The organism is Vreelandella halophila, from assembly GCF_019903425.1.
Classification (GTDB): domain Bacteria; phylum Pseudomonadota; class Gammaproteobacteria; order Pseudomonadales; family Oleiphilaceae; genus Halospina; species Halospina halophila.
In genome coordinates this window covers 137,806-153,006 of record NZ_JACHUZ010000013.1, presented here as the reverse complement: position 1 = coordinate 153,006, position 15,201 = coordinate 137,806, and the positions used below count along the sequence as shown (strand labels likewise).

Genomic DNA, 15,201 nt, shown 5'->3' with positions numbered 1-15,201 from the left:
CCGGCCACGGTGATCCGGCTTTCACGGATGCGTTTCTATCCACGCGCCCGCGTGGGGCGCGACATTCTGCTTGATCGGGAGCTGGGGCGTGAGTATGTTTCTATCCACGCGCCCGCGTGGGGCGCGACTGTGAGATCATTATATACACACCAGATATGGCCGGTTTCTATCCACGCGCCCGCGTGGGGCGCGACATGGCGCTGTGATTAACGTGTGACCAGTAGGGGCGTTTCTATCCACGCGCCCGCGTGGGGCGCGACTCCTTCGAAACAGCCTACAGGCAAGGCGCAACGGGTTTCTATCCACGCGCCCGCGTGGGGCGCGACCGTTTACATGTCCTCAGAGTTAAAGGCATCCGAGGTTTCTATCCACGCGCCCGCGTGGGGCGCGACGGAACTGTCTCTGCGCTCGGATGAGTTCGCCAAGGTTTCTATCCACGCGCCCGCGTGGGGCGCGACCTGGGATCGGCCGGTGGTTTCGTCCCCCGCACGGTTTCTATCCACGCGCCCGCGTGGGGCGCGACAGAGATAGTGAAAAATGAAAAAACAGATTCCATTTGTTTCTATCCACGCGCCCGCGTGGGGCGCGACAGTTTCCCGAGGTGGTGTGCATGATGACAACCAAAGTTTCTATCCACGCGCCCGCGTGGGGCGCGACCCCCGCCCTGGCGCTGGGCGGCTTGCATCTGTGCCAGTTTCTATCCACGCGCCCGCGTGGGGCGCGACTTGAAGTCTTCGCCAGTGGAGGTGTCGTTTTGAGGTTTCTATCCACGCGCCCGCGTGGGGCGCGACGGCCCGCCTTGCGTCTCAGGTTGGCGTCATGGAGGTTTCTATCCACGCGCCCGCGTGGGGCGCGACCCCAGGCCGAGGAACAGGCCGAGCAGGACGCGGCGGTTTCTATCCACGCGCCCGCGTGGGGCGCGACCTCGCCAGCCCAGCGCCGGGATTCGACCACCGCGTTTCTATCCACGCGCCCGCGTGGGGCGCGACGAGCCGCTGAGTTCCAAGGTAACGCATGTGGATATGTTTCTATCCACGCGCCCGCGTGGGGCGCGACTGTCGAGCTCATCGACCAGGGCGTGACCGATCTTGTTTCTATCCACGCGCCCGCGTGGGGCGCGACTTTGACTATCTGGTGTCGATCTTTGGCGATGCCGGTTTCTATCCACGCGCCCGCGTGGGGCGCGACAATCCGCCACACCCTTGGGCGTGGTCTTAAATTCGTTTCTATCCACGCGCCCGCGTGGGGCGCGACCGGCCATTGACCGGTGTGGATTCTCGTCGCTGATGTTTCTATCCACGCGCCCGCGTGGGGCGCGACCACAACCATGCGCATTGGCCGCCGGGAACCGTCTGTTTCTATCCACGCGCCCGCGTGGGGCGCGACGGGTTCAGATATTGCGGATTGGGTCCATGGCCAGTGTTTCTATCCACGCGCCCGCGTGGGGCGCGACCGATGCGGACATGATCCCGCACCCACTGGCAGACGTTTCTATCCACGCGCCCGCGTGGGGCGCGACATCGAATGACACCAGGGTGACGTAGCGCGAACGAGTTTCTATCCACGCGCCCGCGTGGGGCGCGACAGGTGCTGTGCTTCAATCCTGTAGACCAGCTGCGTGTTTCTATCCACGCGCCCGCGTGGGGCGCGACCGGCCATCGACCGGTGCGGGTTCTCGTCGCTGATGTTTCTATCCACGCGCCCGCGTGGGGCGCGACACAGCTTTTGCACTCGAGATCGCGGTAGGTGCTGGTTTCTATCCACGCGCCCGCGTGGGGCGCGACATGGCGGACGTTCTCAATCTGGTATCACCCGCACGTGTTTCTATCCACGCGCCCGCGTGGGGCGCGACCCACGCTGACAAGGTACTTGTAGCGCCGCGCCTTGTTTCTATCCACGCGCCCGCGTGGGGCGCGACCGTTATGCGGTGCGCCTCATCAAGTATTACGGCACAGTTTCTATCCACGCGCCCGCGTGGGGCGCGACGACTTACGTGCAATGCAGCAACCGCTGGACATGCGTTTCTATCCACGCGCCCGCGTGGGGCGCGACAAGATGCGGCTGCATCGGTCTCTACCAGTCCCTTGTTTCTATCCACGCGCCCGCGTGGGGCGCGACCTTTGCGGCTAACGCATTAAAGAATGCAGTGTTAGTTTCTATCCACGCGCCCGCGTGGGGCGCGACAGCAACATGACGGCGTTCCTCTGACTGTTAAATGGGTTTCTATCCACGCGCCCGCGTGGGGCGCGACAACGAGCGAATCACGGATGTTTCCGATAGTCTCTGTTTCTATCCACGCGCCCGCGTGGGGCGCGACGGATCTGCTCAGGGCAAGGGCGAGCGATGAGCCCTGTTTCTATCCACGCGCCCGCGTGGGGCGCGACATTTACGGACCGCGCCGCGTTTGCGCACAAAATCGTTTCTATCCACGCGCCCGCGTGGGGCGCGACGAGACAACTTATGTCGAGCGTACTGTCACTGGCAAAGTTTCTATCCACGCGCCCGCGTGGGGCGCGACTTAACAGTATCAGGCAGCCATTCAAAGTGTGTCGGGTTTCTATCCACGCGCCCGCGTGGGGCGCGACGCCAAGAGGTAACGGGGGCTGATGGCGGCCCGGTGTTTCTATCCACGCGCCCGCGTGGGGCGCGACGTTGAGGCCGCGCCGCAATCGCTTCTGGACAGGCTGTTTCTATCCACGCGCCCGCGTGGGGCGCGACATAGAGCCGTTAGCGCCGGCTTCATAGGTAACGGTGTTTCTATCCACGCGCCCGCGTGGGGCGCGACAATGTCAGCAATCGGCGGCAACCGAGCATCAGCCGACGTTTCTATCCACGCGCCCGCGTGGGGCGCGACACGATTACCGAGCACAAGGACGGCTATCTCAAGCAGTTTCTATCCACGCGCCCGCGTGGGGCGCGACATCATGGACGACCTGGAAGCCGCGGCCCCGGAGCAGTTTCTATCCACGCGCCCGCGTGGGGCGCGACCTGTCCGCATCGTGGAGCTGCCCAGCCTGCCAGAGTTTCTATCCACGCGCCCGCGTGGGGCGCGACTTCGATTCGTCCTTCAAGAGCTTGATCGATAACAGTTTCTATCCACGCGCCCGCGTGGGGCGCGACCGTCCACCATCGGCATGTACTGGACCTTTTTGATGTTTCTATCCACGCGCCCGCGTGGGGCGCGACCGCGCTGTTTGGTGGCGATCGTGATGTTGTAGACGTTTCTATCCACGCGCCCGCGTGGGGCGCGACGTTATTGGCGCCACCGCCCGCTGAGCTAGCTTGAGTTTCTATCCACGCGCCCGCGTGGGGCGCGACGCGGGTTTCAGCGGCGGCGTTTACTGCCTGAATAGTTTCTATCCACGCGCCCGCGTGGGGCGCGACGGGCCTGATACCGAAGCGGGTGATCTCGTCGATGTGTTTCTATCCACGCGCCCGCGTGGGGCGCGACTCACTGTTCCTATTGAGACGTATTCAGCTATGACTGTTTCTATCCACGCGCCCGCGTGGGGCGCGACAGAATGATCAGACCAAAATCAACGCCATCAAGCAGTTTCTATCCACGCGCCCGCGTGGGGCGCGACGCGCTCTGTGCGGTCGTTTTTGAGGGGGTCTGATGTTTCTATCCACGCGCCCGCGTGGGGCGCGACGCCCCGAACCACCGGAGGACACCTAATGGCACACGTTTCTATCCACGCGCCCGCGTGGGGCGCGACCGCTGCAGCGTCAGAAGATCACCCCCGTTCATGATGTTTCTATCCACGCGCCCGCGTGGGGCGCGACCCCGTTGGAAATAGTGATTTCCACGCCTGGGAAGTTTCTATCCACGCGCCCGCGTGGGGCGCGACCGTTCAAGTCTAGCTTGTTAAAGAGCAACCCAAAAACCAGCGGTTCCCGCTGATCCGGTAACAAAGAGGAGCGATAAAGGCGAAGAAGTGCCGTCCGTTTCGGAAAGACTTGTGAATCAGATGGTTGGGGTTCCGCTGATCTGTCGGGTTTTTTATGGGAACCATAGGGTAGCGGACCTATAGGATCAGCGCGTCATTCAATGGGTCATTAGCTGGCTTGGAGCCATGGTGCTCGACCTTCTCTCTTCCTTTCTTGCCCAGAAAGTAGAACCGAAGGCTGTCTTCCTCGCTGTCATAGATCGAGAGCAGTTCATCCTTGAGCTGGGTAAAGTGTGCTGGTTCCACATCGCATTCGAAGACGGAATTCTGAACCCGTATTCCATAGTCCAGACAGGCTTTTGCGATCTGCCTGAGTCGGCGCCGACCTTTTGCAGTCGTTACACTGACATCGTAGGTAATCAGTACCAGCATCGCTATTTCACCATGTAGGGTGTGTAGAACGCCATATCTCCCCTTAGATGCCGCGCCAGCAGCAGGGCTTGGCAGTGCGGGAGCAGACCAATCGGGACCTGTTCTTCCAGGTAGGGGTGCTGCAACTCGGTCTGTTTGCGTTCCTGGTAGGCGGTAAGAACCTTCTTGCGCGGCTCTTCCTTCAGTCGTACGGCGCCGCTGGCATCCGTATCAAAATCCTTGAGCTGAACCTGCTGTCGGTTGACTAGGGTAAGAACGAAACGATCTGCCCACGCCGCCCGGAATTCCTCTAGCATATCGAGAGCCAGGCTTGGACGTCCGGGGCGATCTTTGTGAAGAAAGCCGACGTATGGGTCCAGCCCAACGCCCTGCAATGCCGATGTGCATTCCTGAGTTATGAGCGAGTACACGAAGGACAGGAGTGCGTTTAGCGGATCAGTGGGTGGGCGTCGAACGCGGCCTCCGAAGGCGAATCCGGACCCTTTCAGGAGATCGTTGAAAACGCCGAAGTAGGTGTTGGCGGCATCGCCTTCCATGCCCCTGATGGCGTCCACGGAATCGGCATTGCGTACCCGCCGTAGGCTGGTTGCCAGCTTATCCACGGCCTCTCTGAGGGATGGTGTTTCTCCGTGATTCCGGATCTCACGCTGCAGAACGGACCGGCTGTTGGCGATCTTGGCTGCCACGGAAAGCCGGGCAACGGCCGCGGCCTGTTCCTCTGAATCAGCCCAGCGATATTGTTCCCGCCTCAGCAGGACATTGCCGTTCTCACGGCCCTGAACACGCGCCAGGAAACGCCCATAACCTGTGTAGAAGGCCAGGCCAATGCCCTGGTCCGCGCAATAGCCCATGAGGAAGGGCGATACCGAAACCCGACCGAAACAGATAATGCCGCCGAGTGACAGTGCTGGGAACTGCCCCAGCTTTTCGTCACCCTGTTTGATGACAATGGTCTCCCGCTCCTTGTGGAGGTAGGTTTCCTGGCGGGTGATATAGAGGGTGTTCAGAAGCCGCTTCATTGTTGGAACAACTCTCTGATATAGCGCTCGGAGGCATCCTTCCGGAAACGCTGGGGCTGGCAGGTGTCGGCGAGGGAGCATGCACGGCAACGTTTGGCATCGTCGATGGGCGACGGTGTTCTTCCCTGATCCATCAGTTCACGGGCAGCCTGGATGCAGGCCAGAGTCCGTTCTCTCAGAGCATTATTGATGGAGACGGTCTCCCGATGGCGTACTTCCCAGTACCAGATGGCGCCTTCGCCAACACCGGTCTCTTTCATGTCCTCGATACAGAGCGCCTGGGCACAGAGCTGGATGCGGTCCCAGTCCTGAACCTTTGGCTTTCCCCGTTTGTATTCCACAGGGCGGTAGATCTCCGGTGGTCCCTGCTCGACTTCCAGAAGGTCCATCTTTCCAGTGAGCCCGTGTTCTCTGGAGAGCAATTCAACGCTGCGTTCATACTGGATCCCGTTGCGTGTTTCCGACTGGCCGGAGTCCACGCGTTGATGCAGTACACGACCTTCCGCCGTGTACCGATTCTCTGCCCATACCTGCTCCACATGGATCAGCGCGAACTGCCGTGGGCAGTACGCGTAGTGCTGAAGAGCGGAGATGGGCAGAAGGTCATCCATTGCCAGGGCACCTACAGTTTCTCTTCGACGCTGACGCCCTGCGGGATGGACTCTGAATCAACCCTGACGCGGTAGTCCGAGAACTGGCGGGCGGGGGAATCCGGTTCGCCGTCTACGCGCTCCACGCTCACGGAATCGAACAACGTGTGGGCCGGTGCATTTCCCATGGCACAGTCGTGCTTGAATACGATCAGCTTGCGGGCAGACATTTCCCCTCGGGATGCGGAGCGGTCGTGCTCGAACATGTTGATGAGCGAGCGCCACAAAAGATCAAGGTCTTCCTCACCAAAGCCGGTCTGTTCCGCGAGCTTCGCGGAGATGAAGCCATGCGCCCGGTAAAGGCCGTAAGGAATGATGTGCTTCCGCCCCATGGTGCGGTTGTCGCCGCTTTGTTTTTCGGCTTCCTTCTCTGTGGTAACTGCCATGCGGGTGATGGACATTTCAAGAGGAACGACAGGGTCAATGGAGTTGGCAAAGGCCATCTGGATTGGACCCCGAACTTGCCCACAATTGACGCCGGTCGTCATAACGGCACCAAAGGAACGAATGTCGAAGAAGTTGGTGCACATCCACTGGGTGAGCTCCCTTGCCTTGGCTTCGTCCTTGGGAAGCTTATTCGGTTCCGGTTTGATTCCCAAGGCTTCATAGGCCTTCTGGTGCTGGTTGTTCAGAACGCCTTTTTCCTTCATGTAGATGTTGTAGCCTGGGGTTTCCTCTTTCTCGAGGCTGACGTAATTCCGGATCTTGCGTTTGAGGCAAACGTCCGTAACCAAACCCTGGTTGGTTTCCGGATCAATGCGCGGCAGGTTGCCGGCATCGGGGTCGCCGTTTGGGTTGCCGTTGGTCACGTCAAACAGAAAGACGAATTCGTAGCGGTTGCTAATGGCGGTCATCATTCTTCTCCTTGCTCAGCGGGTTCCGGTTTGCGGAAGTGGCTCTGGGACTGGTGGTAATAACCGATGGCGAACTGGCCCTGGGATTCGAGGCGCAGGCTCTTGGGGAACGTTGAGCCCAGCCCGTCCATGATTTCGCCGATCTCTTTTTCAATGTTCACGGCAAGCCCCGGCTTGTCCTTGCGCAGGCGCCCGAGATGGTGCTGGGCGTTGCGGAGCAGGACCGGGAAAATGCTGGCTGGTGTGGCGGACGCCGAACCGTAATACCGGTCCCGGATGGTGGCATTTACATTATCGCCCAGGGCGGCGCGCTGCGCGTTCTCCAGCGCAGCAAACAGTCGGCCAAGCCGATAGCCGGGGTTGGTGTTTTCTTTATCGAGACTCACGGGCACCTCCTCTTGGATACCTTTGACGCCCAGGCGCCGCTCGCGCGCCAGGACTCCCTTGCAGAGAGCAACACGGAGGCCGGAAATATCGCCGTCCGTGCGCATGCGCATGATGATGTTGGTTAGCAGGCTTCGCGGATAACGCCTGCCGGTCAGAATGGAACGGGTCAGTTCCCCTGAAAGCTGGGGCGGTATGTCATCCCAGCTGCCTTTTTTCTCCTTGCCACGGTGGGGCGTTGTTTCCAGCAGCAAACGCCAGATGCCGGGAAACGTTTTCCACGGTAAAGGCTCAAGGCTCAGGTCCTGATAGTGCTGTGCCATCCGTCGTGCGAAGGACTGCAGAGAACCGGTCTCCCAGTATCGGATGGACAGGCGTGATGCGTTCGGAGCAAGGCCCAGCACATAGATCTGAGCTTCGTCGTTGAGACCGGGGTCCTGCTCACGCAGGGGCTGGCCCCGTGCGACCGAATCCAGAAGGCGTTTAAGCCGTTCCGTCTCACTCTCGTCGCTCGCACCTGGGTTCAACATCTGGGCAAAGGTCTGCTCGGCAACTTGCGTCTGCGACTGGTCATCCGCAATGGCCCAGAAAACCGTTGTGGCATCGCCGATCTGGAGACGTTGGTGGTTGTCGGGCTCATTTCGGAGCAGGTGGTTCAGTGTCGTGGTGTAGGCAAAGGCAGCCTTCTCAGATACCGGGGCGTTATCCCCTTGAGACTTGCCGTAGGATTCGTAGGCTTTTTCATTGAATGAGACGATGGAGGCACCCATCGACTGCGCATCCTTAACGCCCTTGATGGAGGGATGCACTCGCGCGACAGGCGCGTGTTCGCCCGTTACGAGACAGGTTCCCTCCGGGCTCTCGGCCTTCTCAAGAAGTTGTTTTCTGAGCTCTTTGGCCGCCTCACGCTGATGGATGAATTGCCGCTCCCCTTCAAGGCGGAAAACAACATTGGTATCCAGAGTTTCTTCGCTCAATGCTGGAAGTTTGCCGGAATGTTCGGGTTGCCACTGGCGCAGAAAGCGGAGGAGAGCCAGGAGACCTTCATCATCTGTGCCATCGAGAACTTCCTCATGATAGTCCTTGAATGCCTTATGGGCTTCGGCAGCTCTTTTCTGCGCTTTGTCATCCTGTCCTTCTGTCAGACCAAGAGCGTACTTGGTGTTATCCCAGAGGAATGCAGGTGGAGGGTTAACGCCGGATCGTTTTGGTGGTTGGGTTACCAGTATCAGATTGGGGCGGGGCTTTTTATTACTGGTGTCACGAAGGTCCAAGACATCAACCAGCCTCCCTTCGGGAGAGAGGACCAGTCCGAAACTGATCTTTTCGTAGCTGTACCCCAGAGGTGCGATAGTGCTCTCCGGTTGGGCTGCGAGTCGGTCGTAATAATCGTTCAGCGCTGTCAGGATCATGCTCGCACCTCCTCGTCATGGAAGGCGGGAACGTCGATGACACCATCCGTCATTACGGGTCGGAAGAAACGGGGAGTCATGCCGTTCTGAAAGTCGAAGTCATGGAGCATGAAGCCCAGATCCTTCTCGCCCAGAAGACTGTCATCCACGGCAAGCTCGGGCTCGCCTTCCTCGATCAGCCGGAAAAAGGCAGGAAACTCACGGTTGCCGAGATAGGGGGTGTGAAAGCACTGGCCCTTCCGGGCCCGACGGTTAAAGGTGTCCAGGTGCTTCCCTTCGTTATCGCCAGGTTCTGCCTTGGTGGTGAACTCAAAGTGCGCTTCGATGATGTAGGCAACATCCCGGAGAATGGTGGCCGCGCGCTGCTGGCGGTCATCCTCGACGATGTTTGAAAGTCCGGAGGTGGATTCCGCCTTCATAGCCGATTTGACGTTGCCCGTGGGAATCTTGGATGCCACCTCATTCCGGCGGATGGATTCAAATCGGATTGGCTTCAGCACCTGTATCCGGTCAACCACCCATCGGATTGCCGGTTTCCAGTGAATGGCTTCCAGAATGCCTCTCGCAGCTGACGGTGTGATCACGTCATAACTGACCCGTTCCACTTTCATCTCGGGGCGCGTAAAACAGGCCCTGTCACCCCAGACCAGTAATTTGATTCCGTAAGCCATTTATTTCTCCTATATATCCACGTCGTTTCGACGACTCATAAAACCGAGTTTTCAGCTCTGATAAAGACTGAATCATCCCAGTTAAGCCCATATCTCGGGTGATAGAGGTCTTCGTTTACAAGCACCAGAAACTGCTCACCGAATTCTTCCTGTCGGATCGGTTGGACTGCCCCAGCGCTCTTTAAGGCCTTATAACCCTGCTCAGGAATCTGCACGAGGTACGATTGCAATCTCCGGCTGATCCCGCCAATCCGATCGGCGTATTCAAGGGTCTTAATGGCATCCCGAGCCTCGTCGTCATACGGGATGATGATCGGAATCATGGTGCTCTCGATCATCCGGAACTGGTCGGAGACCCACTCGAAGGGGAGGTTGTCGACCTGGCTCCGGTTTACGCGGCCAAGTATGTCGTTGGCATCCAGCTCCTTATCTTTCTGCCAGTAGAGTTCCCGGAAATAGGCATTGATGGCCTCCAGTGCCAGTGGGTCATCAAACTGGCGGAAGATGGCCCGGGCAGCCTGGGCAAACTGTTTGAGCTCCGGTGGCATGGGCCAGTCATCCGCCACGGTGAAAACACGGACCTCGCTGTCTTCCGACGCCCGCTTACCTTCGCGGTTGCAGCGCCCCGCAGCCTGTGCAATGGAGTCAAGACCGGTTTCCGCTCTCAGAATCAAGGGGAAGTCCACGTCAACGCCCGCCTCAATCAGGGAGGTGGAAACCAGTCGGCAGGGTAGGCCTTCAAGGAGTCGTTCGCGGATCTCGGCCAGCATTTCACTCCGGTGCCTTGCACACATCAGCGTTGTAAGATGATAGGCGCCGGGTTCATCGGCAATTCTTTCGTACAGGCATCGGGCATGACGCCGGTTGTTGACGATGCACAGTGCTTGGTCGTTTTCCTTGAGGGCGCCGGCAATGTCTTCATCTGAGGCATCACCGATATGGCGCAGGGTCACCCGTTTTAATCGGTCGAAGATGCGTTTCCGATCCGGCGCCAGTTCCCGAACGTTTTCAAGTCCCCCCTTGAACTCGTCACCGGCCTTCAAGGCGGGTTGGGTGGCCGTGCAGAGAACGAGGCTTGTCCGGTAATTGCGGGCCAACTCGTCAATTGCTGCGACGCATGGGCGCAGCAGTTTCAATGGCAGGGTCTGGGCCTCATCCAGTATCACGACACTGCCACTGATGTTGTGCAGTTTGCGGCACTGGGAAGGGCGGTCACCGAAAAGGCTTTCAAAGAACTGGACTGAGGTGGTGACCACGACCGGCGCCTCCCAGTTTTCCATTGCCTTTTTTAGCTTGTCGGCCGCTTCCGGAGCTTTCTGCCCGTCGTCCTGATAGGCACTATGGTGTTCGAGCACGGCTGTATCGCCGTAGGGGCCCAGAGCCTGACGGAAGACCGCTGCATTCTGTTCAACGATGCTGGTGAAGGGGATGACGAAAATGACGCGCCTCAGGCCATGCCTGATGGCATGATCGAGCGCGAACGCCAGCGAGGTCAGTGTTTTGCCGCCACCAGTGGGAACAGTCATCGAGAAGAGCCCCGGAGACTGTTCGGACTCGTTGCGGGCATGGTTGAGAATCTCTAACCGTAGTTCATTGACCTCGGTATCCGCTGTAAAGCCTGAGAGGGTCTTGTCCAGCTCCTCCCGTAATGTTTCCAAAGATGGGAAGCCCGTGCGCTCTACCGAGGTTCCTTCGATGCCGGTGTAGAATGCTTCTGTATCCCGGTAATCCGCATCAACCAGGGAGGAGAAGAGCATCCGACCCATCATGGAGAACTGAAAGCTGCGTTGATCCGGGTTCAGCGAAAACGCTTCCGGTTCAGGGGCGGTTTCAGGGAGTGGGATCTCATCCTCCCATGCTGGATTCAGATGAGGGACGTCGCGGTTCAGGCGTTCAGCGAGTGGTGTCCGTGTGCCCTGGTCTCGCCCATTAGCGAGTCCGGCATGGTGTCCGGCAACTCCATACGCCAGCAGTTTCCCGATAAAGCTGTAGCGTTCAGCCGCAACCATGGCGCCCCGAGTGGAATGGTCCACTTTCCCGCTCTCACCCTGGAGCCGTCTCTGGAATGGGGTCGAGTACTTCCCGAGATCATGGAGCAGACCCATGGTCTTTGCCATGTTCCCACACCCAAACGGAGCCGCATTGGTTTCCGCGAGGGTCGCCGTGGCCTCCAGGTGTTCCTGGAGGGGCTGCCAGTCAGCCTGATCCTCACGTTCTGTGGTGTGAGCGAAAAAAGTGTTACCAGAGCTCATTTGTTTGCCGTCGACCTTCTGCTGCGTAACAGTTGCGGTTTTATCACGGGCTTTGCCCCACAGAATGCACCACTGGTCGAATTACCAGTACAAGCTATGCATCCGTTCGATCTGATCCGCAAATTCCTGCCGTAATGCCGTCGGCGCAATCACCTCCACTTCCGGCCCGTAACGAAGGACTTCCATGACCAGCTCGGTGGAATCTGCGTAGGGAACGTAGAGATGGAAACGGCCATCGTCCTGCCAGTGTCCTTCCTGGGCCGGGTGCCAGGTCTCTTCCGCGCTCCAGCGAGCGGCCCGGGGAGAGAAGCGCAAATGGGCGGTTTGCTCGGCTTCGCCGGTAAAGATGCCGAAGCTGGCGCTGAATTCGGCGTCGATGGTTTCTGGTGAGCATTCCAGGGCCTCGTCGCTGGTTACGGAAGGTGCGCTCATCCGGTCCAGGGAGAACAGCCGCAACGCTTCCGCTTCATGGCACCAGCCCAGCAGATACCAGTTGGAACGGTAGTGTAGAAGCCGCTGGGGACTGATTTCCCGGTTCTGGGTTTGCTCCCGGCTGCGGCTGGTGTAGGCAGCATTGAGCCGGAGGCCTCGGAGGGTGGCTTCGGCAGCGTTCCGGAATATGGACTCGGGCGCATGGCGGGCAAGGATGGGTTGTATCCGGATGCGTTCATTCAGGCGCTGGGCGGTGTCACCGTCATCTCCCAGAAGTTCCCGGATGCGGTCCTTGAGGGGTGATAGGTGGGGCGTCATCAGTCCCGGCTGAACGGCTTCCAGAAGTTGTTCGCTGGCCAGTAGTGCATGGAGTTCGCTGGCGTTCATCCAGAAGCCGGGCAGCTCGAATACTGGTTCTTCCGGGTCGTATTCGTGGCCGTTGTGTTCCCGGTTATAGGTTATGGGTGCGCCGAGGATGTCCCGCATGAACTGGAAGTCCCGCGTGATGGTGTTGCGGGAGGCTTCCAAGGTTTCCATGAGAGTCTGCATCGGCACTGGGCGCCTTGCCGAGCGGAGAGTGTCATGGATGCGGTAGATACGTTCAATTTGGCTCACCGGCACTCCCTGAGCGGATGATTATTTTCCGTCAAAAGGGAGCCTAGCAGTTGTCCGGCGTGATTGCCCTAGTCGCCATGAGCACGATGTCCTTGAGTTCTTGAATATTAAGACTTGTGGAATTACGCTCAGGATTCTTCAAATCCCCACTGGATGGGGTTCTATTGAAAGGAGGCAAACAATGAGTGCTACGACACTCTCCCTACCCGATATCCCGGATTCCAAAGTGGTGCTGAACGAACGTGAAGCCCGGGAGGTGCTCGCGTTTTTCTGGCCCTCGAAGAAGCCCGTTATCAAGACAACTACGATGACGATGGACTTGAGGCGGTATGCTCAGGCTTTGCTCGTTGTTGCTATTGATGGATCCTATCTGCTCGGTTTCGTGCACATACTCTTCAATGTGGTGTTCCGGCGAAAACCTGGCACCTCGATTAGGAAGCTGATAACCAAGGTTACCCGAAAATCGACCAAGCACTGGTGGAAACACGCGACGGAGGATGATCTGGAGGATCCAAGAATCTATGAAACGGTTCGGGTGGCCATTGCCGGCAAACAGAAACCTCGGGTTGAGAAAGGGCTGAATGGTCTGCCTCTTACGAATCGGGGCAAGTCGAGAATCGAGTTCGGTAATATTGAACCGTGCGAAGAAGTCTGGGTCTGAGGAGGGGGTATGCGAAAACTTTTAAAGTGGTCTGCCCTGGTTCTTGTTTTTCTTGTCGTTGCAACGGCGGGTGTTGTTCTGTACGAGTTCCGAACAACATCGACGTTTCAGTTGATTGTGGTCTATATGGATCAGGATAATCCTGAAGTCATCCGCTGGAGCGCGGAGCAGGCACTTTATGCATTTCATCCAGATCAGGACGATGTCGAGCAACTGAGTCGCGAGGCTGGAGCTCGTTATGCAGCCTCCCTTCCTGACTCCGAGGAGGCGAGATCGGTGCTTACTCATCTCGTATCGAACGGGCTCGACATTGATAGCGTGGCTGAGATGGATGGCTCGGAGTTCACAGCGCTTCATGCTGCTGTCCTCAGTAATGACCACAGTGCTGTCGAGATTCTTCTGAACGAAGGAGCTGACCCAAAGGTAACGGATCACGAGGGCCGCACGCCTCTCGACTTGGCTCGGGTTATCTCTCGGAATCGCCCCGACAGGGACTTTAGTCGAGTCATCCATCTTCTGGAGCAAGCGGAAGGGGGCTCCCGGCGGAGCTAAGGCCCAGGGTGACTATTCGCCCTTAATTCCCCAACCCGGGAACCGCCCTGTCATACGCCTGAAAACACGGCGATGAAATCAGGAAGTCCGCTGTGCTCTCATTGGATGCGATCGGGATGTTCCAGAGCGTGGCCAGGCGCAGCAGGGCGCGGATGTCCGGGTCGTGGGGCATCGGCTCCAGTGGGTCCCAGAAGAAGATGAGCATGTCCACTCCGCCTTCCGCAATACGTGCCCCGATCTGCTGGTCGCCGCCATGGGGGCCGCTTTTGAGCCGGATCACGTCAAGGCCCGTCCGCTCCGCGATCAGCCCGCCAGTGGTGCCCGTACTGATCAGGGTCAGGCCATCGAGCTGTCCGCGGTTGAACTGAACCCAGTCGGCGAGGGCGGGTTTACGGTTGTCGTGGGCCACCAGGGCGATGGTGCGGATGGCGTCTGTCATGGTCGGAGTCCTGTTCGGCTGGTTTTCCCTGAGCCTATCACAGGCGCAGGTGGCGCGGAGTCCGCGCAAACCGGGATACCTTTACTATTAAGTTGAGAATAGTTATTGTTTGCGAAATTGGTGGGAATAAGAGGGAAACGTGATGCGTAAGCAGCTTACGGCGGTTGCCGGCACTCTGGTACTGGCAGCGTCAGTTGGATTGACGTCCACCAGTGCGGTGGCCAGCGGTGAGATCGGCGACCATGTGGAGGATCTCAAGGGTCATCTCAGTACCTATGAGGGGGATGTCAGCCGGTTCACGGACCGCCTTGATGACATGACATCCGCCTATGCCGACCAGGGGCCGAAGGCCGTGGAGACGGACCAGCTCATCGAACTCTGGGAAGAGGTGAAGCTGCATGCGGCGGTGGAAGTCACCTATGTGCCGGTCTATGCCTCCATCTGGCAGGGTATCTATGGGTACAAGGAAGCCGTTGACAATGACAGTGGCATTGAACGGGTACGCGCTGAACAGGCGGCACTTGAGGCAGCGCTCTGGCAGGGCCTGGGTGCGGTGAAGATGGCGTCCAAGCATCAGGCTTCCGGTGACTCCGGGGATCAGGAAGGCGAGTCTGCGGAAGGTGACCCGATTGACCGGATCATCAACAATCTCGAGAAGGTAACGGTTGAGCACGCCGAGGGTGAGACGGAAGAGGCGACCGAGCTGGTTCATGACACCTACATGGAGATCTTCGAGGGAATCGAAGGGGCATTGATCGAGCAGGACGCGGAACTGGTTGAGTCGCTGGAGAAGGACTTCAACGTGACCCTGCCCCAGCAGCTTGAGAAGGGGGCGCCGGTATCGGAGGTCACCGATCAGGTTGATGCCATGAAGGAAAAGCTGACGCGGGCGCAGGAGCTGCTGGAGAAGGCGGAAGAGAGCCAGGGCGATGTGTTCTGAC

General features: G+C 58.8%; 12 protein-coding genes and 1 CRISPR repeat array (1 of these 13 only partly in view). Of the genes, 3 read left to right on the top strand and 9 right to left on the bottom strand.

Annotation, left to right across the window (positions count from 1 at the left end; translation table 11 throughout):
- Positions 1-3,848: a CRISPR direct-repeat array (repeat unit 32 nt; unit sequence GTTTCTATCCACGCGCCCGCGTGGGGCGCGAC) (it extends 305 nt beyond the left edge of the window).
- A gap of 177 nt (positions 3,849-4,025) precedes the next feature.
- The 8 genes from cas2 to H4I92_RS04930 form a co-directional block, all read right to left on the bottom strand.
- Positions 4,026-4,319, bottom strand: a complete 294-nt coding sequence (cas2, locus tag H4I92_RS04965; protein ID WP_077529556.1) for a CRISPR-associated endonuclease Cas2 — start codon at positions 4,317-4,319, stop codon at positions 4,026-4,028.
- A 2-nt stretch (positions 4,320-4,321) separates the two neighbouring features.
- Entirely contained in the window at positions 4,322-5,338 is a 1,017-nt protein-coding gene (cas1c, locus tag H4I92_RS04960) for a type I-C CRISPR-associated endonuclease Cas1c (RefSeq protein ID WP_077529555.1), read from the bottom strand.
- Positions 5,335-5,949, bottom strand: coding sequence for a CRISPR-associated protein Cas4 (gene cas4 / locus H4I92_RS04955; RefSeq protein WP_077529554.1), 615 nt, complete (start codon positions 5,947-5,949; stop codon positions 5,335-5,337). The genes cas1c and cas4 overlap by 4 nt, the downstream gene beginning before the upstream one ends.
- A gap of 11 nt (positions 5,950-5,960) precedes the next feature.
- Complete coding sequence (cas7c, locus tag H4I92_RS04950; protein WP_245800848.1) at positions 5,961-6,845, bottom strand: type I-C CRISPR-associated protein Cas7/Csd2; 885 nt, start codon at positions 6,843-6,845, stop codon at positions 5,961-5,963.
- On the bottom strand, positions 6,842-8,638 hold the full coding sequence (gene cas8c / locus H4I92_RS04945) for a type I-C CRISPR-associated protein Cas8c/Csd1 (protein ID WP_077529552.1): 1,797 nt from the start codon (positions 8,636-8,638) through the stop codon (positions 6,842-6,844). The genes cas7c and cas8c overlap by 4 nt, the downstream gene beginning before the upstream one ends.
- Positions 8,635-9,309 (bottom strand): type I-C CRISPR-associated protein Cas5c, encoded by a 675-nt coding sequence (gene cas5c, locus H4I92_RS04940; RefSeq protein ID WP_077529551.1) that lies wholly within the window; start codon positions 9,307-9,309, stop codon positions 8,635-8,637. Before cas5c ends, cas8c begins: the two co-directional genes overlap by 4 nt.
- Positions 9,310-9,344: 35 nt before the next feature.
- Positions 9,345-11,561, bottom strand: coding sequence for a CRISPR-associated endonuclease Cas3'' (locus H4I92_RS04935; protein WP_077529550.1), 2,217 nt, complete (start codon positions 11,559-11,561; stop codon positions 9,345-9,347).
- Positions 11,562-11,642: 81 nt separating this feature from the next.
- Positions 11,643-12,608 carry a helix-turn-helix transcriptional regulator gene (locus tag H4I92_RS04930; protein ID WP_077529549.1) on the bottom strand — a complete coding sequence of 322 codons (966 nt, stop codon included), beginning with the start codon at positions 12,606-12,608 and terminating at the stop codon, positions 11,643-11,645.
- A 181-nt stretch (positions 12,609-12,789) separates the two neighbouring features.
- Between H4I92_RS04930 and H4I92_RS04925 the strand changes: the two genes are divergently transcribed.
- Both H4I92_RS04925 and H4I92_RS04920 read left to right on the top strand, forming a co-directional pair.
- Positions 12,790-13,269 carry a hypothetical protein gene (locus tag H4I92_RS04925; protein ID WP_077529548.1) on the top strand — a complete coding sequence of 160 codons (480 nt, stop codon included), beginning with the start codon at positions 12,790-12,792 and terminating at the stop codon, positions 13,267-13,269.
- Between the two features lie 9 nt (positions 13,270-13,278).
- Positions 13,279-13,821, top strand: a complete 543-nt coding sequence (locus tag H4I92_RS04920; protein ID WP_077529547.1) for an ankyrin repeat domain-containing protein — start codon at positions 13,279-13,281, stop codon at positions 13,819-13,821.
- Positions 13,822-13,843: 22 nt separating this feature from the next.
- Here H4I92_RS04920 and H4I92_RS04915 read toward each other — a convergent pair whose 3' ends face one another.
- On the bottom strand, positions 13,844-14,260 hold the full coding sequence (locus H4I92_RS04915; RefSeq protein WP_077529546.1) for a methylglyoxal synthase: 417 nt from the start codon (positions 14,258-14,260) through the stop codon (positions 13,844-13,846).
- A 142-nt stretch (positions 14,261-14,402) separates the two neighbouring features.
- On the opposite strand from H4I92_RS04915, the gene H4I92_RS04910 reads away from it, so the two are divergent.
- Positions 14,403-15,200 carry a hypothetical protein gene (locus tag H4I92_RS04910; RefSeq protein ID WP_077529545.1) on the top strand — a complete coding sequence of 266 codons (798 nt, stop codon included), beginning with the start codon at positions 14,403-14,405 and terminating at the stop codon, positions 15,198-15,200.
- Position 15,201 lies beyond the last annotated feature (1 nt).

Bases quoted from the DNA above. Each gene is read 5' to 3' on its own strand.
- cas5c (WP_077529551.1), bottom strand. From the start codon at position 9,309: ATGGCTTACGGAATCAAATTACTGGTCTGGGGTGACAGGGCCTGTTTT.
- H4I92_RS04915 (WP_077529546.1), bottom strand. From the start codon at position 14,260: ATGACAGACGCCATCCGCACCATCGCCCTGGTGGCCCACGACAACCGT.
- cas1c (WP_077529555.1), bottom strand. From the start codon at position 5,338: ATGAAGCGGCTTCTGAACACCCTCTATATCACCCGCCAGGAAACCTAC.
- cas2 (WP_077529556.1), bottom strand. From the start codon at position 4,319: ATGCTGGTACTGATTACCTACGATGTCAGTGTAACGACTGCAAAAGGT.
- cas7c (WP_245800848.1), bottom strand. From the start codon at position 6,845: ATGATGACCGCCATTAGCAACCGCTACGAATTCGTCTTTCTGTTTGAC.
- H4I92_RS04910 (WP_077529545.1), top strand. From the start codon at position 14,403: ATGCGTAAGCAGCTTACGGCGGTTGCCGGCACTCTGGTACTGGCAGCG.
- H4I92_RS04935 (WP_077529550.1), bottom strand. From the start codon at position 11,561: ATGAGCTCTGGTAACACTTTTTTCGCTCACACCACAGAACGTGAGGAT.
- H4I92_RS04920 (WP_077529547.1), top strand. From the start codon at position 13,279: ATGCGAAAACTTTTAAAGTGGTCTGCCCTGGTTCTTGTTTTTCTTGTC.
- cas4 (WP_077529554.1), bottom strand. From the start codon at position 5,949: ATGGATGACCTTCTGCCCATCTCCGCTCTTCAGCACTACGCGTACTGC.
- cas8c (WP_077529552.1), bottom strand. From the start codon at position 8,638: ATGATCCTGACAGCGCTGAACGATTATTACGACCGACTCGCAGCCCAA.
- H4I92_RS04925 (WP_077529548.1), top strand. From the start codon at position 12,790: ATGAGTGCTACGACACTCTCCCTACCCGATATCCCGGATTCCAAAGTG.